Here is a 25,489-nt window from a genome sequence, read left to right on the forward strand (position 1 = left end):
TCTCCTACTATATAAATCAAATAAAAAATACAAATGTAAAAAATGTTTTTCATATATTATCGGAAATATGTAATTAAGAATAAAAAAAATTGAGTATAAAAATAATTTTATTCAGAAAAAACTCTTTGCATAATGATATCGGATATATAAGAAGCCAATTCTTCTACAGATATGAAACAATCATTAAGTATCCAATCTGTAAGAACTGATATGAATGCACCAGAATAAAAACTAACCATAACCCTTATAACATTCTCTTTATTAGGGCGAATAGTCTTAAAATCTTTTATACCTTCTATTACATAAGAAGCCAAATATTCTCTTAATATGTTTGCAACACTTCCGTCTTTATTATTCTGAAATATTATTTTCAAATATTTCCTATTCAAATAAAAATACTGAAGTATTTTTTCCATTATATCTACATGAGAATCTTTTAATTTATTTTCTATCTTATATCTTTTCAAATCTTCTAAAAATTTTGCCTCATATTCATCTAATTTAGATTTTAATAACTCATATTTATCATTATAATAAGTATAAAAAGTGCTTCTATGCATATTAGCTTTAGCACAAATATCAATTACCCTTATATCCTCAAATGGTTTTTCTTCTAATAAAATACCAAGAGAATCTTCAAGCAATTTTTTTGTTTTTTTTACTCTGGCATTATTTTTATTTGAACTGCTTTTCATATAAAATGTCCTAGATTTTGGTAAATAAAAAATATTAATAGACCTTCGTCTATTATATTATAATATAATAAAATGTAAACTATTTATATTTATAATTACAAATATTTTAATAAAAAATGTAAATTAATTTTATAATAAACAACAATATTATATTTATGTCTATAAAAATAGTCCTATTTAAGACTAAATCTAAAATATCTTTATAATTAATTTTATTTATTAGTAATTTTTTCTATAAAAGTATAAATTCATAATAAAATTTTATATACTATAGAGTATAATATATAACAGGAATCATATGATAATGAAAAATCTAATATACTTTTTTGCTAATAATAGAATGCTTGTAAATATCATAATATTCATTTCTATTATGATAGGTCTATATTCATACTATAACATAGACAAAGAATCTTTCCCATCAACTGATTTAGAATTAATGATTTTACAAGTTGTATACCCAGGAGCCTCTCCTTTAGATGTAGAACAAAATGCTGTTATACAAATAGAAGATCAATTAAGAACTATATCAGGAATAGATGAGTATACTTCAATAATAACTGAAAATGCAGCTATTATATTCGTGCAGTTAGATATGGAAATAGATACAAGCAAGGCTAAAGATGATATATTCAGAAAAATGCAAAGTGTTCCAGACATGGCAGAAGAAGTTGAAACTATAGAAATAACTGATATAAATCCAAAACTTACATCTATTTACAAAATAGGAGTGCATTTTAAAAAAGGATTTGAAGGAGATGAAAAAGTTTTATACGATTTCAGTAAGGAATTAGAAAGACAATTAAAATATGTTGACGGTGTTGCTGATATAACAGTTCAGGGAAGAACGGATCCTGAAGTAAAAATACTTGCTGATCCTAAAAAACTGCAGGAATATTACATTTCTCTTACAGATATAGTAAACTCACTTTCTGCAAGAAATATAAGAGCTACAAGTGGAGATTTAAAAAAGCCTATTTATATGGATTTAGAAGAAAATGAGGAAGAGAAAACAGTAGTAACAATGGGACAATTTGAAAATCCTTCAGAAGCTACTAATGTTGTTGTAAGATCTACTTTTAATGGTCAGAGAGTAAGAATACAGGATTTGGCAAAAGTAAACAGCGGTTTTGTAGAAAAATCTATATATGTAAGAATAAACAGCGTAGAAGGATATTCGCTAAGCATACAAAAAAAAGAGAATGCTGACATAGTAAAAACTACAGAAAATATAAATGCTTTTCTAAAAAATAATCAGCATTTAATACCTGAAAATGTAGAAGTTACAACTATGGGCGAAACTTCAAGAATGGTATTAGCTCTTACAAATGTATCAACTAGCAATTTAATATTCGGTTTCATTATAATATTAATAGTTCTTTTAATATTCTTAGATTTCAAAAGTGCATTATTTACAAGCATAGGTATGATAGTTGTAATATTTATCACTTTCTCATACATACATTTTTCTGATTTAACTTTCAATATAATATCACTAGCGGGAATAATTACTGTTATAGGTATGGTTGTTGATAATAGTATAGTGGTATGCGAAAACATATACGATTTTCAAAAGGCTGGTAAGACAGGACTAGAAGGAACAGTTGAAGCGGTAAAAGATGTAGTAAGCCCTATAATGGTTGCTACTATGACTACTGTTGTAGCTTTTATGCCTATGCTTCTTACTAAAGATGTTGTAGGTAAACTAATAGCACCTTTTCCTAAAGTGGTTATGGTGGCATTAATTGCTAGTTTATTTCAGGCTATATTTTTGCTTCCTAATAATCTGCAAGATAAAACTAAGAAAAACTTTAAACTTTTTAAAAATATTAAAAATCCTCTGGACTTTGATAAAGAAAAATTATTCAATGCTATGAAAAATCCTTTTAATAAAGCATTAAAAATTTTATTAAAATTCAGATATTTAGTAGTTTTATTTTTTATAGTTCTTTTAATATTTTCATTCTTTTTGGCCAAAGATAGTTTGCAGAAATTTATACTTATATACGATACAAGTTCAGATAGTATAATGATAAATATTGACTCTGGAATAGGGAACTCTATAAAGAATACAATGAAGTATGTTGAGCAAATAGAAAATGTTATATATAAATCTGTTGATGCTGAAAACTTAATAGCAGTTAATAGCATTGTTGGAAAACAGGTTAATCAAAATATCGTTGATATTTCAGAAGAATCGGCAAATTTGGCTGGAATTACAGTTTATCTTATACCATCTACAGAAAGAAAAAAAACGGCTTATGATATAATGGACGATATAAATAGAGAATTAGAAAAAACAAGTTTAAGAAAAGAATTAGATGCTTTGATGGTATCAGTAAAACTTCCTATGGATCCGGGGAAAGCCGTAGATATAAAGATAGTAGGAAATGATTTAAATCAAACTAGAAAAGTAAGAGATGAAGTAAAAGCATATTTGCTTAGTCTTAGCGGAGTCATAAACTATTATGATGATGATAAGGCAGGTAAAAATGAATTAAGAGTATTATTTGATTATGATGAGATAGCACAGCTTGGAATGAATGTAGCTAATGTAGCAAATGAACTTAGAACAGCATATAGCGGTGCAGTTGCAACTTCAATACAGGAGCTTGATTATAAATTAGACTTCAGAGTTCAGCTTGACAGAGATTATATATTTGATACTAATGTATTAAATAATTTAGTAATACCCAATACATACAGCCGATTACTTTATTTAAAAAATGTTGCAAATATTATCGAAACTAATGGCGTATCATCAATTAGGCATTATAACGGACAAAGATGCATTACTATCAATGCAGATTTAGTTCAGGGACAAAACACATCTATACAAGTAATGTTTGCTATACAGAATAAATTTAAAGACATAAGTCAAAGATATCCCGGTGTTATAATAGGTTTTGGAGGAGAGGCAGATCAGACGGTAGGAGCTTTAGACGGACTTGCAATTACACTTCTTATAGCAATAGTTTTAATATACTTAATATTATTACTTCAATTTAAAAAATTTGCTCAGCCTTTAATGATAATGTTTTTAATACCTTTTACATTAACAGGAGTATTCATAGCATTTTATCTTCATGGTATGCCTATGTCATTTATAGGTTTTATAGGTATTGTAGGGTTATGCGGTGTACTTGTTAATGATGGTATCATAATGATAGACTTGATAAACAAAATAATAGAATCCGGTAAAAGCAATCCTGATGCATTGAATAATCCTAAAAAGTTTGCATTTGACTCAATAGTAGAAGGAGCTACTCAAAGACTTCTTCCAATATTTTTAACTACAGTAACTACAGTTGGAGGATTGATGCCTACTGTTTATGGTATAGGAGGAGATGCTGATTTGATAGTGCCTATAGTTATGAGTTTAGCTTATGGGCTTATATTCTCAACATTAATAACATTGATATTTTTACCTTGCGTATTTATGATAGCTGTAGATTTGAAGCTTATAAAATTAAAATAATTTTTTTAGTAACTTTAGCTATTATATTAAATATGTTTTATATAAAGTTTTTTAACTGAGGTATGTATACCATATCTGCAGTTTTAAATCAATTATATTGAAACTTTATCCATTTACCACTCAAATATCTTAATGTAAATATTATAGCCTTTACTATCCAATCAAAGAACATTGCTATCCAAGTACCAATCATACCCATTTTGAAATATAATGCAAATACATAAGCCAACACTATTCTGCATAATACCATTGAAACTGAAGCAACTATCATAGGAAACTTAGCATCTCCTGAAGCTCTGAATACCACAGGCAAAGAATATCCTAATGGCCATATAATCATCATAATAGCATGATACCATGATAATTGATAAGTATATACTGAAGCCTCAGCAGATAAATTATATATATTAAGTATTATAGGCAAAATTGAAAGCATAACAGCACTAGTTATAGTTTGAGATACATAAATAATAGCTATTATTTTTTTGGTATAATATTTAGTTTGATTATAATCTCCGGCACCTACGCATTGGGATATAACAGTTGTAAGTCCCAATCCTATAGCCATACCCGGAAGCACCTCTAAACTAGCTATAAGAGTAGAAACAGAATTGGCTGCTATTGATGCTGTACCAAATGTAGATATTAAACTAAGTATCAATAATCTTCCTAAATAAAACATTCCGTTTTCTATACCATAAGGTATTCCTACAGATAATATTCTTTTTATAGTTTGAATATCCATTTTATATATGATTTTATTTTTTATATATATAAGATTCTTTTTATTTAATCCTAAAATTATAATTATTAATGCTGAACCTATTCTGCTAATCAATGTAGATATTGCAGCTCCTGCTATACCCATTTTAAATACATAAATTAAAACAGCATTTCCTACAACATTTAATATATTCATAGATATCATAATCTTCATTGATATTTTTGAATTTCCCATAGTTCTAAACATAGAAGCTCCGCCATTATAAACAGCTAAAAATGGTATTGAAGCTGCCGCTATCATCATATAAATATTTGCCTCATTTCTAACTTCATCTGTAATACTTCCGAATAATGCTCCAAATAAAGAATCTTTAAATAAATATATAATTAATGTTAAAGCCATAGAAAATAATAATAAAAACCTTATAAGCTGATTAATGGAATCATTTGCTTTTTCTATATTCTTAGCACCTATATATTGTCCGCTGGCAACAGTACCTCCCGAAGCAATAGCAGCAAATATACTTATAAGAAATGCTATTACAAAATCAACCAAAAATACAGCAGATACAGCAGATTCCCCTACACTAGAAACCATCAAAGAATCTATAAGTCCAACTAGATATTCTAAAAATACCTCTATAATAAGAGGGACAAATAATTTTATAAGATATTTATTAGAAAACATATAATTAGTTTTCATATTACTATTAAAATCAGAATAAATTATTTCGCTCATTTTACAGTCCTCAAAAAATTTATTTAATTATTTTTCTAATTAGATAATAAAATATTTAATTCTATCTTGTATGCTTCCTCATAATTTTTTATCTTTAATTTCTACTTTATTCCAAACATATCTCAATATTATATCTTCAAAACAATCTAAAATACTCTGAAAACATCAATAGTTCTGAACATTTCTTTTTTATTATTTTTAATTTACAAATATTTAGTATTAAAAATTAATAGCATAATGAATCAGAATTTTATCATTTTCTTGCAGCAGCTAATATCATTAATATTCTTTTACTCATTTTTTATAAACTTCATTTTATCTTATTAATTTCAAAAGCATTATAGCATTAGAGTACACTCCAATGTCAAATGATTTTTGATAGTTTTTTATAAAAATATATTATGATAAAATAATTAATTATAATAATCATATATAGAAATATAATTAACATAATGTTGCAATCAGAATACAATTTATAAGTAAATAAAATATATATAAATGATAAATATCTTTTAAAACTAAATTAATTAAATATTATTAAACTTAGGCTTGGCGTATAAAGAATTATTTACTAATAAAAAATTAAATAATACAATAACTAATTTTGTAATCTAATTTTCTTAAAGTAAGTATTATTAATATCATAACTTATTTTTTAATTTTTCTAAAAAGATTTTTGAGGCTTTTGAGAATACTTGATTTTTCTTCCATATTATGCTTGACTCTACATATAATTTTGGTTTTAAAGGTATAAAGCATAAATCACTTTCACTTATAGTATTTATAAGTTTATCTATAGTAATAACATAACCTATACCCTCTTCAACCATAACAGCGGCATTATATATAAGGTTATAAGTTAAAACTATATTTAACTTATCTATATCTTCACCAATCCAATTATAAAATTTATTACTTTCTGACTTATTCTTAAAAAATCTTTTAGGGCATATTATTGGAATATTTAATAAATCCTCTTTAGTTATAAACTTCTTCTTAGATAAATGAGAATCTTTTTTCATTAATAAACCGTATAATTCTTTATAAGGCATCTCTATGTAATCATATTTAGATTTATCAAAACTGCCTATTAATAATCCAAAATCAGCAAGACCTCTGTCTAGTTTCTCTGTGATATCAGAATATACTCCGCTGTAAATATGATATATTATATTAGGATACAACTCTCTTAATTCCTTTATAATATCAGCTATAATTTTTATATAATATGTCTCTCCGCTTCCTATATAAATGTCTCCTTCTATTACATCTTCAGAAGACTTAAACTCCATTTTAGTTTTTTCCATTAAATCAATTATCTCTTCTGCTCTTTTTTTTAAAAGCACTCCGTCGGCTGTAAGTTTTATACTGTAATTGCTTCTTATAAAAAGTTTTTTGCCTATCTCTTTTTCTAAATTATTTATTTGCCTTGACAGATTTGGCTGAGTAAGATTGAGAGAATTAGCAGCTTTTGTAATGCTTCCCTCTCTGGCTGAAGTTAGAAAATATTTTAAAGACTTTATATCCATAAATTAATATTCCAATAATTATTTTTTAACCATCATATCATAGATAACAATATTTAGTAATACTTTTTTATTATAACTAATTATAAGATATAAGTATTTGATATATTAGTGTACATACATTAAAATAGCCTCATAATTAAGAATAAGGAGTGCATTATGACAATATCAGAAGTAAGCCAATTAACAGGACTATCAAAAGACACTTTAAGATACTATGAAAAAATAGGTGTAATACCTGAAATAGGAAGAAGCAAAAGCGGAATTAGAAACTATAGCGAATATAACTTAAAATGTATAGAGTTCTCAAAATCTATGCGTGATTTAGGCATATCAATAGACTCCATTATAAAATATATTAAGCTATACAAAAAAGGAAAAAATACAATAAATGAAAGAAAGTCAATACTTATCAATGAAAGAGACTTAATGCAAATACATTTTAATGATTTAAAAATAAAATTAGAAAAATTAAATCAAAAACTTGAAGAGAAAGATTTTTTTAATTAAATAAAAAATATTAAATGATATTTTAAATTATAAAAAATTTAATTCATGATAATTACATATTGACATTGGAGCGAACTCTAATGCTATAATCACAAAATATTTTTACAAACAAGGAGAGAAAATGAAAAAATATTTACTAATTACTTTTACTTTATCAATAATATTTACTGCTGTATCCTGTAATGCAAGAAGTAAAGAGGCTTCAAACGGCTATGAATATGCAAAATCGCCAATAGAAACAGTATTGATAAAAAACGGAGAAGGTCAGAAATCTAAAGGTTTAGCAGACTATTTTACAGGAGATGTTGAAGTTGAAAGTATAACAGCACCTAATGAAACATCTAAATTCTCAGTAGCTTATGTTACATTTCAGGCAGGAGCAAGAAGTGCATGGCATACTCACCCAGCAGGACAGCATTTAATAGTTGTTGAAGGTATAGGACCTTACTCAGGAAGAGGGAAAACCTATTCAGGAGTTTAGAGCAGGAGATATTTTATACTGCCATTCAAATGTTAAACATTGGCATGGGGCTTCTCCAAATTCACCTATGAAACATATTGCTATAACAGGCGATTCTAACGGAAACAATGTTACTTGGATGGAACATGTTACTGATTAAGAATATTACAGCTATACTAATCAATAATATACAAATAAATGATTAAATACTTTTACTAGAGATTTATTTATGAAAAATACTATTACACAAATCAAAAAAGTAAAATTAAGTATTAGGAGAAATGCAAAATGAAAAATACTTTAAAATTAAGTTTATCAATATTTTTATTAATGACAATATTATCTTGTCAGGCAAATAACAATAATACAAATAATAATGGAGGAAATCTAAATATGACAGAAAAAGCAAACAATAAATATAATGAATTATTTAAAAGAGAGGCAGCTTCTACAAAACCTAATGATGAAGAATTAGAAAGTATATTCAATAACTTTTTATACGGCGAAGTTTATAATCATGGCTCATTGGATGCAAAATCAAGAGAGCTTGTAACATTAGTTTCTTTAACAGCTTCGCAAGGCACGGACATGATAAAAGATCATGTAGAAATAGCTTTGAATGTTGAAGTTACACCTATAGAAATAAAAGAGGCATTATATCAATGTTCTCCTTATGTAGGTTTTCCAAGAATATTTGCAGCTTTAGAAAAAGCAAATGAAGTTTTTAAAGCAAAAAATATATCACTTCCTATAGAAAGTCAATCAACTGTTACAGAAGAAACGAGATTTGACAAAGGATTAGAAACTCAGATAAGCATATTTGGAAATGCAATACTTACTGCTCATTCAAATGCGGCTCCTAATCAAAAACATATTCAAAATTATTTGTCAGCTAACTGTTTCGGAGATTTTTATACTAGAACAGGTTTGGATTTAAAAACAAGAGAGCTTTTAACATTTATAATGATAATATCTTTGGGAGGTGCTGAACCTCAGGCTATAGCACATGCAAATGCTAATATAGCTATGGGAAATACAAAAGATATGATGATAGAAGCTGTAACTCAATGCCTTCCTTATATAGGATACCCGAGAACATTGAATGCTATAACTGTAATTAACAATATACAATAATAATAAACAAGAATAATACTTATTATATCCATTGATAATAATATAAATAAAAAATGCAAAATAACTATACATTTTTTATAAAAGCTAATGAAAAAATTAATTATAAGGAGAGTTTAAATATGAGAAAAATTATCAAAACAATATTAGTATATGCACTTCTTTCAAGCACATTATTAATGGGAGGTTTATACGCTCAAAGCTCAAAAACTTTAATAGTATATTTCTCTTGGAGCGGTAACACTAGAACAGCTGCCAATATGATAAAGAAAATGACTCAGGCAGATATATTTGAGGTAAAAACTGCAGAAAGCTACCCTACTGATTATAATGATACTATAAATCAGGCAAGAGATGAATTAAATAATAATGTTTTACCTAGATTAAGTGCTAATATTAATAATTTGGCAGACTATGACACTGTAATATTATGTTACCCTAATTGGTGGGGTACTATTCCTCAGGCAGTAAAACAATTATTACAAACTCATAATTTCAGCGGTAAAAAAATAGCTCCTTTATGCACACATGGCGGAGGCGGTATGGGAAGAAGTTTAAGCGATATAAAAACTTTATGCCCTAACTCTGATATATTAAATCATTTAAGTATATCTGGAAGAAGTGTTACTGGCTCAGAAAATAATATAAGAACATGGCTTCAAAATATAAATATACTATAAAAATTATAAACTTGCTTTCAGTTGATAAATTAGTAAATATTTTCTAATTGAAAGCAAGTAAAAAATAAATAATAATAAAATTAATTACGGAGTTTATATATTATGAAAAAAATTAGTATAATTATGTTTTTTATATTTTTTAGTTTGTGTAATGCTCAAGAAAATACAAAAATCAAAATTACTGTAAACAATCAAGTATTGGAAGGAGTTATTTATGATACAGAACTATCAAAAGAGATAATGAATATATTTCCAATTACTGTTTCTATGGTAGGCTACGGCAGCAGAGAATATTACGGCTCAATAGAATACAGACCAAAAAATATAACAAAAGGACAATTAAATTTCCAAAATGGAGATATAACATACTGTGCCAGAAATAATTCACTAGCAATATTCTACTCACAGTCATCTAATCCTAATCTTACTATGGAAGTTATACCAATTGGAAAAGTTACATCAGACTTAAGTATTTTTCATGATTTATATAACAACGGAGAAAGAATAGCAGATATAACTTTTAGTTTATACTGAAAATTTTTAAGTTTGTAAAAAATATAGAAATTAATTTTATTATAAAAGGAGTGTACATGAAAAAATATATTATTATAATAATTTTTCTAGTGTTTACATGCTTAGGGTATGCAGAGAATTCAAAAATTCTTATTGTTTATTTTTCAAGAGTAGGAAACACTTTATTTAAAGATAATATAGACGCCTCAACTTCAGCAAGCATTATCGCAAATAATAACAGAGTAGGTACTACAGAATATGCTGCTAATATAATAAAAAATGAATTAAATGCTGATATTAGATTAATAGAAACAATTGATAAATACACTGATAACTTTGACGATTTAGTTGATAAAAATCATGAAGAAATGCGTAACAATTATTTTCCAAAAATAAAGCCGTTGAATATTGATATAAACAAATATGATACCGTTTTTATAGGATATCCTGTATGGGCTAATGATGTACCAATGGCAGTGCGTTCATTTATTAGAAATTATAATTTATCATCAAAAACTATAGTACCATTTTGTACTCATGACGGATACGGTGCTGGAAGATCATATAATACTATTAGAAACATGATAAAAAATGCCAATATATTAAATGGCTTGGCATTAGACTCTTCTAATATACAATCTGAAGACGGCAGAATAAAATCTTGGATAAGAGAATTAAATTTAAAAAAATAGACAGCAGATACCATTTTGTTAATAAAACTTTTTTTGAAGCCGCTTATTAAATTAAATACTTACCAAAAATAATAAGCGGCATAAAAATAATAAAAGGAGATTATATGAAAAATTTAATATTTTTACTTTTATTAATTATAATATCATGCGGTAATAGTAATAATTCTAATTATATAGAAAATACAAATGATAATAATTATAATACTCAAAATAATTATGTTAATATTAACTACACTCAGAGCAATTCAAAAATATTAATAGCATATTTCACTTGGGCAGACAATACTGTAGTAGAAGATCCTTCATCTATAGATCCAGATGCTGAAACTTCTGCAAGCGTACTTCCTATTGGAAATGCTGCATTAATTGCAGGCTGGATACAGGAAGAAACAGGAGGAGATTTATTTAGTATAAAAACACAAAATAAATATTCAAGCGATTATGATGAATGTCTTAATCAGGCTAGAAAAGAAAGGGATAACAATGAAAGACCAATACTTACTGAAAAAATTAATAATATAGGAGATTATGATATTATATTTTTAGGTTTTCCTAATTGGTGGTACACTTGCCCAATGGCTATTTTTACATTCATTGAAAGCTATGATTTATCTGGAAAAACTATAATACCATTTTGTACGCATGGAACAGGAGGGCTTTCAAGAACAATAAGAGATTTGAGAAACTTACTTCCAGATGACTGCAAAGTATTAGAGCCTATAGGAATATACAGACCAGAGGTGAAAACATCAAAAAATAAAATTTTAGATTGGCTTAGAAAGTTGGATTATTAATAGACTTGTTTCAAAAGTACTTTATAAGATTATATATAAAATTTTGATAATTTATAAATTATCAAAGTAATGTTTTATATGTTCTATAACTTATTATTTTAGTATATAAATATACAGTCATTTTGCTTCTCGCCGTAGGCGTACTTCGTATGGGTCACCACCGAGTAGGTGCCTAAACGGCAAAAGAAGTGGGGTCTGGGGCAAAGCCCCAGTTATAAAAATAAAAATACTAAAAATTAAAATAGTATAAATATTTCTTAATTTGGTTTTGAAACAAGTCTAATAAATCATGATGAATATAATTATAACAATATAGAAGGAGTAAAAATATATATGACTAAAAAAATAATAAAAATAACCGTAGACATAATAATGACTTTACTATTTTTTATTTTGATGGCATATCATTTTACTGGAGATGCCGTACATGAATATTTGGGTTTTCTCCTATTTATATTTTTTATACTTCATCATATACTTAATTTTAATTGGTATAAAAACTTGCCTAAAGGAAAATATAATTTTAATAGGGTTTTAAGTACATTTATTAATACTATGCTTTTTTTATGTATGATAGGATTAATGATAAGCGGAATACTATTTTCTCAAAGGGTGCTTGGATTTTTAAATATTCATAATAGCGGAATGTTCACAAGACGCCTTCATATGATTTCAAGCTCTTGGGGATTTATATTTATGTCGGCACATTTGGGAATGCATTGGGGTATGTTTATCAATATGAGTAAGAAGTTTATCAATATAAAAAAACAAATAGCATTAATAATAGCTTCATTAATTGCTGTATATGGTATTATTTCATTTATAAAAAGAGAATTATATAATAAAATGTTTTTGCTTGTAGAGTTTGCTTTTTTTAATTATGAAGAGCCTGTAATACTTTTCTTTATGGATTATTTATCTATAATGGGTTTGTTTATATTTATAAGCTACTATTTACCAAAAATAAAAATTAGAAGAAATAATAATATTTAAAAATAATATAATAATAGAGAATTAATATATCAAAAAGGAGAAAAACAAAATGAAAACACTTATAATTTTTTCACATACCTATTGGAATGATTCTAAAGTTAATCGTAAACTATTAGAATCAATAAAAGATTTCAAAGATATTACAATTCATAATTTAAATGAAATATATAAAGATAATAAAATAAGTAAAGACAATGTGAAGTCGGAAATATCTTTATTAAAAGAACATGAAAAAATAATATTTCAATTTCCATTATTTTGGTTCAGCACTCCAAGTCTATTGAAAGAATGGGAAGATACTGTTTTAACCGACATACTTTATGGAAGCGAAAGTAAATGTTTAGAAGGCAAAACTTTTCAAATAATTACTACTGCAGGAGGAGAAAAATCTTTTTATGATTCTTTGGAGTTTGGTATCAATACTATACTATCTCCTATAAACACAACATTTAAATATTTGGGATTAAAAATAGAAAATCCATATTGCATATATCAAGCTAATGCTGATAATTTGAACTTAAATGAATATCATAAGTATTTAAGATAAATATTTAACTAAAACAATGAACTTATTTCATAATTAAACTTTATTTATAGCTGCCATACGGAAGCAGACAAAGAGCAGTTCTATGGCAGCTACTATTTTATAATACATAATGAATACCATTAGTTATCAAATGCTAATTAAGAATCATATACAGTTATAATATACGAAAAATCTATATTTTATACCAAATATAAAACATGATTGTTATGGGTTAATAATAATTTTGCCACTTGGCTTTCACCGTAAATCTACTTGGGTATTGTTATTTTGAAGAAGCACTCAGATTACAATACGCTAAAAAAGAAAGCAAAAAATTGATAAACTAAAATTTTAGTATATAAAAAGAATTAAAATATATATGATAAACTTAATTGATAATAAAAATATTGTTTAAAACATTCATTAATTAAATTTTTTATTCTAATTTATTAATTAGTCATACATTTTTATCAATAAATACTATTATATATTATCCATATTGAAATTAAGCCAATATCCTAATTCTTTGAATGATGCTTTTTCATTATCATTAAATTGTATATCAGTATTTTTATATTTTAAAATTATCTTATAAAAGATATTTTCAAATGTATTTCTGTCTATAGGCATATCATTATTTGATAAAAACTTAACATCTTTAAGTACATCATATATTGTTTCAGGATTTCCTATTTCATATAATGTATTCAAAGCATTTTTTATATTATCACCTATTAAGCTGGATATTCCGCTGTTTGATATAAATATTCCTGCACTTCTTGCATCTTTTAAATTTTCTGATACTTCATCATAAGCATCTCTTCCCCTATTTATGATTTTTTCTCTAAGTATAGGAGATGCCATAGCTCCCATTATTCTTCTATAATCATAATCAGGAGTAATGCTATTCAAATTGAAGTATGTAAAAAGTTTTCTATATTCAGGATATATTTCATGCATTAAATGATCTAATTTTTTAATATCGCTTTCAAATAAACTGTCAGCTAATTTATCTCTTATATCTGAATTTAAATCTCTTAAATACATTGTATAAACAGAAGAGTTATCTAACTTATCATAATATTCTGATATTTGTATTTGATTTTTAAATTCATGATTTTCACTTGATGTATTAACTCTAAAATATATATCTGCCGCTATATTATCTATTAATATACCTTCTATAATATTATTTTCTATCTTAGTTGTTTTTATTTCATGCTTAAAGATATTTATATTTATATCTCTATATTCGCTTGATATAAGGTTAAAGATAAAATAATTAATAACATAAAGTTTTGTGAATACATCAGCTTTTGCTTCTTTTTCATAGAAATATCTGGCACTATGATGTTCTGGTTTATTGCTTATAGACTTCTCTAGTGTTTTTAAAAACTCTTCATAAGCTTCATTAACAAAGTCAAGATTTTTATCTTTTACTAACAATCTTGCATAATGGAAAGACTGTTCAGCATACTGCATATTTTTTATAGGTTCTAGTCTTGATACATCTTCAAAGAACCAGCCGCAAGATGTGTATGAGAATAATGAATATTTATAAGATTCCATTAAAAATACGAATTCTTTAAATGATATATATTTGCTGCATATCTCATATAAATCCCTAGCATCTAAATCATTATATATCGCTCGTACATATTCTTCTCTCAAAGAGTTTCTAGTTTCATCAGTAAAGTTTAAAAATGTTTTAAATAACTTATCCTGCATTTTTCTAAGTATATCAAAGGCATCTCTTAAAGGACCTCTCCAAGATAAGTCAAGTCCGTCCCAGCCGCCGCAGCCGCAATTACTTCTCCACCTTTCTACACCATGTGAACAGCTCCAAGAAGTACCTCTTGCCCCTGTGCCTTCATGAAGTATAACTTCTTCTGTAGGAGGATACATATTTAAATAATGTTCATAATTAGTAGGCGTAATATTATCATAATGAACATTCTCTTTGAAATACCTTGCCAAACACATATCCGCAAAAGGTTCATGATGCCCATAGCTTTCTCCGTCAGTTGCTATATTTACAAGTCTTCTTTCGCCGTAAGCATTTCTTATTCTTTCAGCAAGCTTATCAGATGAAGTAAGCAAATGTTCAAAAGCTATAGCCTGAGATATATAAGGATCATAAAAAAATACTATAATTCTTTTACCATTATGTCCGTATAACCAATATGGCTTAGAAGTATCTATTTTTCCTCCGGATACATCTAATGTTGTTATATTTTTTACATAGTGAGCCTGATATGGTGAAAGTATTGTAAACTTTACTCCGCAGTCATATAAAGCATCAACTACATCTAAATTTATAGCAGTTTCAGAAAGCCACATACCGCTTGATTTTCTTCCGAAATATTTTTCAAAGTTATATAACCCCCATTTTATCTGCACTCTCATATCTTCTTTTTTAGCAAGCGGAAGTATTATATGATTATATACTTGGGCAATTGCATTTCCGTATCCGATTCTTTCTATACTTTTTTTATCAGCTTCTATTATTCTTGCTAATAAATCTTTTCTTGTTTTTGCTATGTAATCTATAAGCGTAGGTCCGAAATTGAAACTTATATATTCATAGTTATTAGACATATCTATAATTCTTCCATATCCGTCTAATATTCTTGAATATGCATTAGGACTATAACATTCATTTGTTATTCTTTCATTCCAATCATGCGCGGGGGATGCACTTGCCTCTTTTTGTATTTCACCTAAAAAAGGATTTTCTCTTGGCGGCTGATAAAAATGACCGTGCAATATCAAGTATCTCATACTATGTCCTAATATTATGGAATAAAATATTTTATGATTATAAATATTTTATATTTAATTGCAAGATTTTTTTACATGAAATTATAGTATTTTTTTATATAAAATTTTGTATGTAAATAAATACTTGACTTTTAATTATAGTCTCATATAATATAAAATATATTCTTTTTTGTAACTCATTTTTAAGGAGATAGTTAATGTACAGAGTAGCATCCTTTATCTTTTTATTTTTATTGACATTAAGCACTTTTACTTATGCTGTAGATAAAAAATATATACCAAATAATGTTGATAGTGTATTTTCTATTAATTCAGCAACTATGGCAGAAAAAGGAGAAATTAATCTGCAGGATATTTTCAATAAATTTTTTATGCAGAAATACGCTGACAGATATTTAGAGTACAGAGATGATGCTTTTGTTGCTGAGGTTATGACTAATAGATTAAATGATTATATAGATTTCTCTAAAACTTCAAGAATTGTTTTTTTTAATGGATATCAGCAAATGACATTGCTTTTTGATGTTAAAGATATTACTGAGTTAGATAAACTTATGATAAAAATGGCTAGTCAGGAAGATAAATTAGTTTCAGTTGCTGAAAATGCTGCTTACAGATATTTAGCATTAGATGAATATAACTTAATTTCATGGAATAAAGAAATATTTTCTGTTACATTAAAACTTAAAGATAATTATTGGTACAATGAAGAATTAAATAAAGAAGATATTACTAATATAGCTAATTATGTATTTATTAACAATACTCCTTTGGAAGATGAAAAATTTTTGGCTTTAGAAAATGAAACTAATGATTCTTATATTTGGGCTAATTTATCTATATTAGCTGATGAAAATTCTGATTTTGCTAAGTTTTTATTTGGAAGAAGCTATGATGGAATACCTAAAGATGCTTACAAAGGGGCTATCATTACTACAAAAATAAATTTCAATAACGGCGATGCTCAGATTCTACTTGACAGCTATACTCCTAATTATCCTTATGACAGTTCATTACTTAAAAAAGAATTAGCTGATAATATATATTCATTTGTTAATGGTGAAAATAATTACGGATTCTTATCATTAGCATTCAATAGTAAAGAATTAGCTAATTATCTTAAAAATATCATGGGAGATTTAAAAAATCTTCCTCTTAGCGAAGAATTAAAAACACTAGAGGATAATGGAATAGATACTTATAAACTTATAGAACTTTTAGGCGGAGATATATTTGTATCTGTTTGGGACGACCCTAATGCAAATGATGATGAATCCCCTGCTTTATTGATTTCTGCTTCTATAACTGATACTGATACAGTTAAGATAATATTACAGGCATTTTCTGAAGATGTTACTGATGATATTTATACAGTTGGCGGTTATTCATGCTATATAAAAGATTCTATATTATATATCTCTGATAATTCTAATGCTATAGATTCAATAATTAATGATGAGAAACCAGCCACAGCATTATCTGCTGATAAAATTAATATAGCTAAAAATAATACTATGGCTTTATATTTGGAGTTCAATTCTAATTTATCATTATACGGCATAGGAGATGAATATACTGAAACTTTTGAATCAGTTTATTTGACTTCAAATATATTAGAAAGCAATCATACTCAGATGCTTTTAAAAGTTAATACTAGAGACAAAGAAAAAAATTCTCTTTATATAATAAGATCTTTTCTTGGATTATAATATTTATATAAATGAGATTAGATGAATATGTGCATAGTAAAGGCTATACAGAAAGCAGATCTAAAGCGCAGGATATAATACTTGCAGGCTGTGTATTTGTTAATGGTGTGAAGGTAACTTCTAAGGCTCATAAAATAAAGGATACTGATAATATAGAAGTTATACAGAACATAAAATATGTATCAAGAGCCGGGCAAAAGTTAGAAAAAGCATTTACAGAATTCGGCATATCTGTAGAAAATAAAACATGTTTAGATATTGGTGCTTCTACAGGAGGTTTTACAGATTGCCTGCTTAAGCATGGTGCTAAAAAGGTTTATGCTCTTGATGTGGGTCATAATCAGCTAGTTTATAAACTTCGTAATGATAATAGAGTAATATCCATAGAAGATTTTAATGCTAAAGATATAAAAAGAGAAATGTTTAATGATGAGATCCCATCTATAGTGGTGAGTGATGTTTCTTTTATATCAATATCAAAAATAGCTCCTATTATATTTAAAGAATTAAATAATTTGGAATTCTGGGTAACTTTGATAAAGCCTCAATTTGAAGCCGAAAAAGGAGAAGTATCTAAAGGCGGTATAATAAGAGACGATCTGCTTAGAGAAAAAATATTAAACAATGCTATTTCAAGGATCACCGAAATAGGATTTAAGGAAGTCAATAGGACTGTTTCACCTATAAAAGGGGCTAAAGGCAATATAGAATACTTAGCTCATTTTATTATTTAATCATTCTCTATTCTATGTGTGTTTCTCTGTTTATATATTTCATATTCTTTATAGAAACTTTCTATATCATTTACTATTAAATATCCTTCATCTGATATATCTAATGATTTGATTTTTAATATTTCATCTTCTATATTCTTTTTATATTCTATTCCTATCATGGAACAAATATCATTTATATTATATTGGAATTTTATTTTATTTATATTTTTAAATAGAAGTTCTGTTTTTATCAATGCTTCTATTATTATTACAAATTTACTTACAACCTTATTGGCATTAAAAGATCTTATTCTAGAAATAGTACTGTATATTCTCATACTCATCATTTTTACAAAGTATAATCTAAGATTCCTATCAGACTGCACCAAATTCATAGCATCTTCTTTTTTTACTAACTGAATAATAGAATCTTCTAAAACTATAGCTGTAGTTGAAAGATATTTATTATTTTTAGAAATCGGCGCATATCCGTTTAGCACATCATTAGTAGATAATACTCTTCTAGTTACCTGTTTAGAATCAAATATATTATATACTCCAATTTTTCCATACTTTATTATATAAAGATAATCTTTGCTTTGAAGCTCTGTATATAAACAATATCCTTTTTTATATTTATATATGTTAGCCTCTATGTTTTCAGGCTCTTCTATTGGTTTTAGATTTTTATATAAATTATCAAGCTCTTCTTTTCTTTCTTCATCATCAGGGTAAAGTTCAATATATTTTCTGTACAATTTATATGAAGCATCAAAAAATCCATTATTAATATATATTTTACACATTTCCATAATATTAAGATTTAAAGATTTACTATGACTATTATGATACGGATTATTTTCTTTATGCAAAAAGTAATAATATCTATTAAGCCATCTTTCTATATTAATTATAAGATAATCATATATTTTATTTATAAGGCTTATATTATTTATTTTTTCTATTTCATTAATATTCATTTCTATTACTTCTGTATCTTCTAATGCTTTTACTGTAGAGAAATAAGGTTCATTTAAAACTGCATTGAATAATCCTATAATTTCACCTTCTTTATATTCCACAGTATAATTATCAGCGAAGTAACTATATACTACTACTTTTCCTTTTTTTATTATATAAAAAGTATATTTAGGTTCCTGGCCTTCTATAAATACTGTAGCAGATTTATTAAAATTTATACTTTTGTACTTTAACATAAATAATCCCTATATTGTTTGTAAATATTTTAATACATTTGTAGTGTATGTCAATAATTATTTTTTTGATATTCATAGTATTCTTGAAAAAAATCATTAATATTGTCAATTCTTATATATTTATCATTTACTATTTCTAAAGATTTTATCTCTTTTAAATTATTAATAATATCATTTATTTCTAAATTTAGAGAATTTTGTATATCATAGATAGTATAGCTTAATATAGTTGTGTTTATGTCCTCAAATAAAGTTTCTATTTTAAGCAAAGCTGATATAAATATGAATAATTTTAAAATAGTATTTTTTTCTTCTATTGCTTTTATCCTAGATAAAATATTTATTACTTTCATTGACATCATTTTCACATGGCAGCTTCTAAAATGCTTATCTTTTATCAGCATTTCTACATATTCTTCTATAGTTACTATTTTTACATAAGATTCTTCTAAAGCAATAGCTGAAGTTAATAAAGGCTTATATTCTAATTTTGGTTCATATCCATCAAGAACATAATTTTTTTTGTATATATCTTTAAGCAGAAGTTTACCATTTATGATATTATATATCCCTATTCTTCCAGATAATATTATATATAAATAATTGCTTGCTTTAAACTCTGTAAATAAAGAGCTTCCTTTTTTATATAAAAATATATTTGAAGTAAATATACTTGGATCATTAGGCTTAGGAAGTTTTGATAATTCTTTTTTTGTAGATTCTATATCATCTTTATCTTCTAATGTATCTATATAGTTTTCATATAATCTATAGGCAGTATCAGGGAATTCATTTTTTATATATATTTCTGCCATAGTAAATATATTTTCTTTATAATATAAATCTACTTTGTTTTTTACTAAATTTATATAATAACGGGAAAGCCAAGTTTCTAATGTAGTATTAAAATAATTATATATTGTTTTTATTAAATCATTATTTGTGATATTGTTTATATCTGATAATGATAACTCTAAAACTTCAACATCTTCTTCAGCTTTCATACTTACACTATATGGCTCTCCTGCAGCTAAATTTACTAATCCTATGATATGTCCAACTTTATATTCTTTATTATAATTATCAGAATTTATTGCATAAGAGACTGCTTTACCTTTTGTTATTATATAAAAATAATCTTTTGGAAAATTTCCTTCCTCATATATAAAAGAAGACTTTGAGAATTTTATAGTTTTGTAATTATTCATGTTTTATTATTATGTATTTTAATATTTGTAGCACTATTAATGGCTGAATTATACTATATGATATAATTATGTCAACCAAAAAATAATTATAATATTCTTTGAAAAAATTATATAATTATGAATTATTATATTTGGTATAAAAATTAATTTGTATAATTTTCATATTCTTTGAAATACTTATCTGTATTTGTAATTATAATATAATTAAAACTGTCAATTTCTAAATATTCTATATTTTTTAATGCATTTATTATTTCATTTATATCCGCATTATAGTGCATCATATTTTTTATATCTTCTATTTTATAGTATAGTCTTATATATGTTTTTTCATAAAATAAAGTCTCTATTTTTAGAATAGCATATATTAACAATATTAATCTATCTTTTAATTCTGTTTTCTTTATAGATTTAATTTTTAATATTGTGCTTATAACTTTCATAGAAATCATTTTTATAATTTGGAATTTTAATTCGGAATTATCATGAAGCATTTTTATTAATTCTTCTTTAGTCATAATATCTATAATAGAATCTTCTAAAACTACAGCAGTTGTAAATAGAGTTTTATACTCAAGTGAAGGAGCATAATCATCAATAATAAATTGTGCCGGATATAGTATTCTAGTAATATAACTAGAATCTGCTATATTATATATACCAATTCTTCCTGATCTTATATAATAAACATGATTTGTAGTCTCAAGCTCATTGTATATGCAATATCCTTTATACATCTTATAAGAATTACCGCCTATATTTTCAGGCTCTTTTGATGTAATAAGCGTTTTCATAAATTCTTTAACATTATTATTAATATTATCATTATTGCTGAAAAGCTTAATATACGATGAACATAATCTATAACTAGCATCTGTAAAGCCATTATTTTTATAAATAGAAGCCATAGTTAATATTTCTTCTTTATTATAAAGGTCTATCTTATTTTTTACTATTAGAGTATAATATTTACTAACCCAAACTTCCAATATAAATGATAAATAATTTAATATTTTATTTATTAAATGTTTATTATTAATTTTATTTATATTTTCTACTTTTATCTCAAATAGTTCAGTATCCTCTATTGCCTCTACCGTAGAATAATAAGGCTCTTTTGTTATAGCGGCTATTAAACCTATAATATTTCCCATTTTATATATATATGAATTGTCGTAAAAACTATTATAAGAGATAACTTTTCCTTTTAAAATTATATAGAAACAGTCTTTAGCTATTTGAGAATTTTTTAATATAATATCGCCTTTTTTATATTTAACTAATTTGTATTTTTCCATAAATATATTCTCTCAAATATTATTTATTTTTATTAAAAAAATTATAATACTTAGAAAAATTATGTCAACAATAAAAGATTATATTATATAATTTTTGTATTATTTAAAAACAATTTCGTATAATTATGTTTATGAAAAAAATATAAAAACTTCATACAATACACAAGCAAAATATTTAATCATAACTATTGAGATATATTTGGAGTAGAATTTCTCTTTCTATACATATCATACTCGTTAAAGAAATTTTTTATATTCGGTATTATTATTCTTTCATCACTAGAAAACAATATTACTTTATTTTTATTCATTTCTGATTTTATATAATTAGTATTTTCTATACCAACCATAGTGCATATATCTTTGATAGTATATGACAGTTCTAAAAAATCAATATTTTTATCAAACAGCAATTCCGTTTTTACAAATGAATATACCATACTATAAAATTTTCCGACAGAACTTTTTATTGTTATACTATAGCTTTTTATTATGGTATTGTATGTTCTTCTTGCCATTATATTTACAAGATGATACTGAAGTTTAGTATTATTAGAAGCTAACTTGAGAAAATCTTCTTTATTTATAGTTTGAAGTATCGTATCTTCTAATACTATGCATGTTGTAAGAAGAAGTTTATTTCCAAATATTGGTTTATAGCCTATAATATTTCCGCTTTTAAATATTATCCTAGTAATAATTTTCCCATTAAATACACTGTAAACCCCAACTTTTCCATCTCTTATTACATAGAGATTTGTCTTACTTTCTAATTCAGAAAATATGCAAGTACCTGATTTATATTCCTTAAGATTATGATCTATTTCTAATGGTGGCTTTATGTCATAATTATTTTCTATTTCATTTATTTTATTATTTATTTCAGTATGGTCTTCATTGGGGAACATTTCTATAATTTTTTTATACATATAAAGAGCTGCTGATTTATATCCATTATTATTATAAATATTTGCAATTTCAAAAGCATCATCTTCTTTATAGCTTTCTATATTTAAAGATTCTGATAATTTATAAAAATATTTACCTAACCATATTTCCATAAATTTTATTAAATGTTTATATATTTTTTCTATTATTTTTGTGTCTTCTATATTGTATATATCACTAGCATGTATTTCTACTAACTGCACATCTGTTTCAGCTATAGCAGTTGAATAATAAGGCTCTGAAAGTATAGCAGGAACAATACCTATTATATCTCCAGAAGTAAACTCAAAATTAGTATTTTCTATAACATAATTTTTATCTACTACAACACCTTCTTTAATTATATAAAATACATCTCTAGCATTTTCTCCAGCAACAAATATTGCAGAATCTTTTTTAAATTCAAGCACATTAAAATTAATCATAATTAATACCCATCAATTTTATATATAAATATTATACTTTATAATTAGTATATAACAATATATATATTAATTATTTTTTATTAGGATATGTTAGACTCTCTTATAAAGCAAAAAATATAATTAATTTTAAATATGCGAAATAAAAGCTTAAACTTTATTTTAATTTGTAAGTTATAAACTAGATTACTTAATCATTAGTATTCACTTCATTGCTACTTATTTCATTAGTGTTTCTCATTATCAAACTGCCATTTAGCAAACTTAATATAACAGTAAATGAATTATTAGTATTGCACTCCACATTTATTCTTATAACTCTGCCGTCTTCAGATGAGTTTTTTGCAAGCTCTATTTTTCCATCAGGCTTCTTACCAAAATAATAATTTGTTGTAATATAATATCCTTCATTCTTCCATAGATAATTGGCATACTTAACACTATAACTTATCACATCATCAACATTATAAAAATTTAATATCTTTATCTCCCCTTCTTCTATATTATCTATTTTAGGATGCACTTTAAGACCTGTAACCTTATTTAAAGATGATACCGCATCATTTCCTATTGTATATGATTGCTCATAAGGTCTATCTTTAGAAATCAGCAGATATGTTATGATTGATACTGCAATAATAGTTATTATAGTTGGTATTATTCTTCTCATATAAAGCCTATTTATCAAAATTTTCTATAACTTTATTTTTACAAATTATATTCGCTATTATTTTATTATCCTTTTTTAATTTTCTTAATCCTAAAATAACATAAACAAAAAATACAATAAAAGAAAATACAGGACCTAAATTATGCTCTATATTTGATAATTTAGATATATATTCTCCTAGAAAATAGCCTGCTATAAGACAAATCAAAGGTATTATATAAACAAAAAAGTTAATTCCCTTTTTTAACTCTTCAACTTCTATAACAACACTATCTCCCTTATCAGCATTAATTTTATTAAATGCTCTAAGTACAACAGGTTTTCCAGAATTACATATAGTACATCCATCGCAGCTTGCACTTCTCTGCAATTCAACCTTAGCTATATTATTTTCATAAGTTTCCAATACCAAAGCAAATTCTCTTTTCATTATTACTCCTTTTTATATTATCGTAACTTTTTAAAATTTTTGCAAAATAAAAATATTTCTCTGCTTTCATCTCTTGAACTTTTAGGTTTAAATATATTCACAGAATCAAAATATTCAGATAATTCTTTCTTGAACATCTGCAAATCTTTACCATCAAAAACTTTTATAAAAAAATGTCCATTCTCCTTTAATACATCTTTAGCCAAATTAAATATAGACCTGCATAAAGAAATGGAACGGAAATGATTAGTTTCCCTGTCTGAAGTGGTATTTGGCATAGCATCGCTTACTACAACATCAAATAAAGTATTATTGAATGATGTAATATCCATCTCTTTTATATCTCCCAATATAAATGTAAATCTTTGATGAGCAAAAGAATTAGGAAGTATATCAACACCTACAACAGCCCCACTTTTCAATATTTTATTGAGCATGTACTGACTGAAAGAGCCGGGAGAACAGCCAACATCAAGAACTGTATCTGATGCCTTTATAAATTTAAATTTATTTTGAGCTTCTTCTAATTTAAATACACTTCTAGCTTTATAATTTTCTTCTTTTGCCTTTTTAAAATAAAAATCCTGTACCTTTTTCATTTAACTATAAACTATCCCATAAACAATTTTA

22 protein-coding genes and 1 pseudogene are annotated in these 25,489 nt (G+C 25.6%); 12 read left to right on the plus strand and 11 right to left on the minus strand.

Annotated features, from left to right (window positions below):
* Nucleotides 1-107: 107 nt before the first annotated feature.
* Nucleotides 108-695, minus strand: a complete 588-nt coding sequence (locus A966_RS11540) for a TetR/AcrR family transcriptional regulator C-terminal domain-containing protein (protein ID WP_008725798.1) — start codon at nucleotides 693-695, stop codon at nucleotides 108-110.
* 304 nt (nucleotides 696-999) lie between these two features.
* Here A966_RS11540 and A966_RS11545 point away from each other — a divergent pair, with 304 nt between their 5' ends.
* The gene (locus tag A966_RS11545; RefSeq protein ID WP_008725800.1) at nucleotides 1,000-4,173 is read left to right on the plus strand and encodes an efflux RND transporter permease subunit; all 3,174 of its coding nucleotides are present in this window, start codon (nucleotides 1,000-1,002) and stop codon (nucleotides 4,171-4,173) included.
* Between the two features lie 88 nt (nucleotides 4,174-4,261).
* On the opposite strand, the gene A966_RS11550 is transcribed toward A966_RS11545, so the two are convergent.
* Together A966_RS11550 and A966_RS11555 are read right to left on the minus strand one after the other, a co-directional pair.
* Nucleotides 4,262-5,635 (minus strand): MATE family efflux transporter, encoded by a 1,374-nt coding sequence (locus A966_RS11550; RefSeq protein WP_008725802.1) that lies wholly within the window; start codon nucleotides 5,633-5,635, stop codon nucleotides 4,262-4,264.
* A gap of 641 nt (nucleotides 5,636-6,276) precedes the next feature.
* Nucleotides 6,277-7,164, minus strand: coding sequence for a LysR family transcriptional regulator (locus A966_RS11555; protein ID WP_008725804.1), 888 nt, complete (start codon nucleotides 7,162-7,164; stop codon nucleotides 6,277-6,279).
* A 156-nt stretch (nucleotides 7,165-7,320) separates the two neighbouring features.
* On the opposite strand from A966_RS11555, the gene A966_RS11560 reads away from it, so the two are divergent.
* The 9 genes and pseudogenes from A966_RS11560 to A966_RS11600 all read left to right on the plus strand — a co-directional run bounded on the left by A966_RS11560 (nucleotide 7,321) and on the right by A966_RS11600 (nucleotide 13,481).
* Nucleotides 7,321-7,671: a MerR family transcriptional regulator gene (locus A966_RS11560; protein WP_008725806.1), complete on the plus strand. Its 351-nt coding sequence runs from the start codon at nucleotides 7,321-7,323 to the stop codon at nucleotides 7,669-7,671.
* A gap of 121 nt (nucleotides 7,672-7,792) precedes the next feature.
* A pseudogene (locus A966_RS11565) lies at nucleotides 7,793-8,291 on the plus strand ((R)-mandelonitrile lyase).
* Between the two features lie 128 nt (nucleotides 8,292-8,419).
* The gene (locus tag A966_RS11570; RefSeq protein ID WP_008725809.1) at nucleotides 8,420-9,265 is read left to right on the plus strand and encodes a carboxymuconolactone decarboxylase family protein; all 846 of its coding nucleotides are present in this window, start codon (nucleotides 8,420-8,422) and stop codon (nucleotides 9,263-9,265) included.
* 119 nt (nucleotides 9,266-9,384) lie between these two features.
* Nucleotides 9,385-9,942, plus strand: a complete 558-nt coding sequence (locus A966_RS11575) for a flavodoxin (protein ID WP_008725811.1) — start codon at nucleotides 9,385-9,387, stop codon at nucleotides 9,940-9,942.
* Nucleotides 9,943-10,044: 102 nt separating this feature from the next.
* Nucleotides 10,045-10,476, plus strand: coding sequence for a cyclophilin-like fold protein (locus A966_RS11580; RefSeq protein WP_008725813.1), 432 nt, complete (start codon nucleotides 10,045-10,047; stop codon nucleotides 10,474-10,476).
* Between the two features lie 56 nt (nucleotides 10,477-10,532).
* The gene (locus tag A966_RS11585; protein ID WP_008725815.1) at nucleotides 10,533-11,147 is read left to right on the plus strand and encodes a flavodoxin; all 615 of its coding nucleotides are present in this window, start codon (nucleotides 10,533-10,535) and stop codon (nucleotides 11,145-11,147) included.
* Between the two features lie 104 nt (nucleotides 11,148-11,251).
* Nucleotides 11,252-11,941, plus strand: a complete 690-nt coding sequence (locus tag A966_RS11590; protein ID WP_008725818.1) for a flavodoxin — start codon at nucleotides 11,252-11,254, stop codon at nucleotides 11,939-11,941.
* Between the two features lie 333 nt (nucleotides 11,942-12,274).
* Nucleotides 12,275-12,934 carry a DUF4405 domain-containing protein gene (locus A966_RS11595; protein ID WP_008725820.1) on the plus strand — a complete coding sequence of 220 codons (660 nt, stop codon included), beginning with the start codon at nucleotides 12,275-12,277 and terminating at the stop codon, nucleotides 12,932-12,934.
* A gap of 49 nt (nucleotides 12,935-12,983) precedes the next feature.
* A complete protein-coding gene (locus tag A966_RS11600; RefSeq protein WP_008725822.1) occupies nucleotides 12,984-13,481 on the plus strand; it encodes an NAD(P)H-dependent oxidoreductase in 498 nt (165 codons plus the stop codon).
* A 462-nt stretch (nucleotides 13,482-13,943) separates the two neighbouring features.
* Here the strand turns inward: A966_RS11600 and A966_RS11605 are convergent, their stop codons facing one another.
* Nucleotides 13,944-16,241, minus strand: coding sequence for a DUF3536 domain-containing protein (locus A966_RS11605; RefSeq protein WP_008725824.1), 2,298 nt, complete (start codon nucleotides 16,239-16,241; stop codon nucleotides 13,944-13,946).
* Between the two features lie 197 nt (nucleotides 16,242-16,438).
* On the opposite strand from A966_RS11605, the gene A966_RS11610 reads away from it, so the two are divergent.
* Both A966_RS11610 and A966_RS11615 read left to right on the plus strand, forming a co-directional pair.
* Nucleotides 16,439-17,950, plus strand: coding sequence for a hypothetical protein (locus A966_RS11610; RefSeq protein WP_008725825.1), 1,512 nt, complete (start codon nucleotides 16,439-16,441; stop codon nucleotides 17,948-17,950).
* An 11-nt stretch (nucleotides 17,951-17,961) separates the two neighbouring features.
* Nucleotides 17,962-18,684, plus strand: coding sequence for a TlyA family RNA methyltransferase (locus tag A966_RS11615; RefSeq protein ID WP_008725827.1), 723 nt, complete (start codon nucleotides 17,962-17,964; stop codon nucleotides 18,682-18,684).
* Here A966_RS11615 and A966_RS11620 read toward each other — a convergent pair.
* The 7 genes from A966_RS11620 to A966_RS11650 form a co-directional block, all read right to left on the minus strand.
* A complete protein-coding gene (locus tag A966_RS11620) occupies nucleotides 18,681-19,883 on the minus strand; it encodes a cyclic nucleotide-binding domain-containing protein (protein WP_008725828.1) in 1,203 nt (400 codons plus the stop codon). The two genes, A966_RS11615 and A966_RS11620, sit on opposite strands and share 4 nt — an antisense overlap.
* 50 nt (nucleotides 19,884-19,933) lie before the next feature.
* A complete protein-coding gene (locus A966_RS11625; protein ID WP_008725830.1) occupies nucleotides 19,934-21,091 on the minus strand; it encodes a cyclic nucleotide-binding domain-containing protein in 1,158 nt (385 codons plus the stop codon).
* A 143-nt stretch (nucleotides 21,092-21,234) separates the two neighbouring features.
* Nucleotides 21,235-22,389, minus strand: a complete 1,155-nt coding sequence (locus A966_RS11630) for a cyclic nucleotide-binding domain-containing protein (RefSeq protein ID WP_008725832.1) — start codon at nucleotides 22,387-22,389, stop codon at nucleotides 21,235-21,237.
* Nucleotides 22,390-22,574: 185 nt separating this feature from the next.
* Complete coding sequence (locus A966_RS11635) at nucleotides 22,575-23,762, minus strand: cyclic nucleotide-binding domain-containing protein (protein WP_008725834.1); 1,188 nt, start codon at nucleotides 23,760-23,762, stop codon at nucleotides 22,575-22,577.
* A gap of 187 nt (nucleotides 23,763-23,949) precedes the next feature.
* Nucleotides 23,950-24,429 carry a hypothetical protein gene (locus A966_RS11640; RefSeq protein ID WP_008725835.1) on the minus strand — a complete coding sequence of 160 codons (480 nt, stop codon included), beginning with the start codon at nucleotides 24,427-24,429 and terminating at the stop codon, nucleotides 23,950-23,952.
* 7 nt (nucleotides 24,430-24,436) lie between these two features.
* Nucleotides 24,437-24,859 (minus strand): SoxR reducing system RseC family protein, encoded by a 423-nt coding sequence (locus A966_RS11645; protein ID WP_008725836.1) that lies wholly within the window; start codon nucleotides 24,857-24,859, stop codon nucleotides 24,437-24,439.
* A gap of 17 nt (nucleotides 24,860-24,876) precedes the next feature.
* Complete coding sequence (locus tag A966_RS11650; protein WP_008725838.1) at nucleotides 24,877-25,458, minus strand: SAM-dependent methyltransferase; 582 nt, start codon at nucleotides 25,456-25,458, stop codon at nucleotides 24,877-24,879.
* Between the last annotated feature and the right edge of the window lie 31 nt (nucleotides 25,459-25,489).

Source organism: Brachyspira hampsonii 30446 (assembly GCF_000316195.1).
Classification (GTDB): Bacteria; Spirochaetota; Brachyspiria; order Brachyspirales; family Brachyspiraceae; genus Brachyspira; species Brachyspira hampsonii_C.

What these genes read in the sequence shown, in the direction of transcription:
- A966_RS11540 (WP_008725798.1), bottom strand. Translation starts at nt 695, where the DNA reads ATGAAAAGCAGTTCAAATAAAAATAATGCCAGAGTAAAAAAAACAAAA.
- A966_RS11545 (WP_008725800.1), top strand. Translation starts at nt 1,000, where the DNA reads ATGAAAAATCTAATATACTTTTTTGCTAATAATAGAATGCTTGTAAAT.
- A966_RS11550 (WP_008725802.1), bottom strand. Translation starts at nt 5,635, where the DNA reads ATGAGCGAAATAATTTATTCTGATTTTAATAGTAATATGAAAACTAAT.
- A966_RS11555 (WP_008725804.1), bottom strand. Translation starts at nt 7,164, where the DNA reads ATGGATATAAAGTCTTTAAAATATTTTCTAACTTCAGCCAGAGAGGGA.
- A966_RS11560 (WP_008725806.1), top strand. Translation starts at nt 7,321, where the DNA reads ATGACAATATCAGAAGTAAGCCAATTAACAGGACTATCAAAAGACACT.
- A966_RS11570 (WP_008725809.1), top strand. Translation starts at nt 8,420, where the DNA reads ATGAAAAATACTTTAAAATTAAGTTTATCAATATTTTTATTAATGACA.
- A966_RS11575 (WP_008725811.1), top strand. Translation starts at nt 9,385, where the DNA reads ATGAGAAAAATTATCAAAACAATATTAGTATATGCACTTCTTTCAAGC.
- A966_RS11580 (WP_008725813.1), top strand. Translation starts at nt 10,045, where the DNA reads ATGAAAAAAATTAGTATAATTATGTTTTTTATATTTTTTAGTTTGTGT.
- A966_RS11585 (WP_008725815.1), top strand. Translation starts at nt 10,533, where the DNA reads ATGAAAAAATATATTATTATAATAATTTTTCTAGTGTTTACATGCTTA.
- A966_RS11590 (WP_008725818.1), top strand. Translation starts at nt 11,252, where the DNA reads ATGAAAAATTTAATATTTTTACTTTTATTAATTATAATATCATGCGGT.
- A966_RS11595 (WP_008725820.1), top strand. Translation starts at nt 12,275, where the DNA reads ATGACTAAAAAAATAATAAAAATAACCGTAGACATAATAATGACTTTA.
- A966_RS11600 (WP_008725822.1), top strand. Translation starts at nt 12,984, where the DNA reads ATGAAAACACTTATAATTTTTTCACATACCTATTGGAATGATTCTAAA.
- A966_RS11605 (WP_008725824.1), bottom strand. Translation starts at nt 16,241, where the DNA reads ATGAGATACTTGATATTGCACGGTCATTTTTATCAGCCGCCAAGAGAA.
- A966_RS11610 (WP_008725825.1), top strand. Translation starts at nt 16,439, where the DNA reads ATGTACAGAGTAGCATCCTTTATCTTTTTATTTTTATTGACATTAAGC.
- A966_RS11615 (WP_008725827.1), top strand. Translation starts at nt 17,962, where the DNA reads ATGAGATTAGATGAATATGTGCATAGTAAAGGCTATACAGAAAGCAGA.
- A966_RS11620 (WP_008725828.1), bottom strand. Translation starts at nt 19,883, where the DNA reads ATGTTAAAGTACAAAAGTATAAATTTTAATAAATCTGCTACAGTATTT.
- A966_RS11625 (WP_008725830.1), bottom strand. Translation starts at nt 21,091, where the DNA reads ATGAATAATTACAAAACTATAAAATTCTCAAAGTCTTCTTTTATATAT.
- A966_RS11630 (WP_008725832.1), bottom strand. Translation starts at nt 22,389, where the DNA reads ATGGAAAAATACAAATTAGTTAAATATAAAAAAGGCGATATTATATTA.
- A966_RS11635 (WP_008725834.1), bottom strand. Translation starts at nt 23,762, where the DNA reads ATGATTAATTTTAATGTGCTTGAATTTAAAAAAGATTCTGCAATATTT.
- A966_RS11640 (WP_008725835.1), bottom strand. Translation starts at nt 24,429, where the DNA reads ATGAGAAGAATAATACCAACTATAATAACTATTATTGCAGTATCAATC.
- A966_RS11645 (WP_008725836.1), bottom strand. Translation starts at nt 24,859, where the DNA reads ATGAAAAGAGAATTTGCTTTGGTATTGGAAACTTATGAAAATAATATA.
- A966_RS11650 (WP_008725838.1), bottom strand. Translation starts at nt 25,458, where the DNA reads ATGAAAAAGGTACAGGATTTTTATTTTAAAAAGGCAAAAGAAGAAAAT.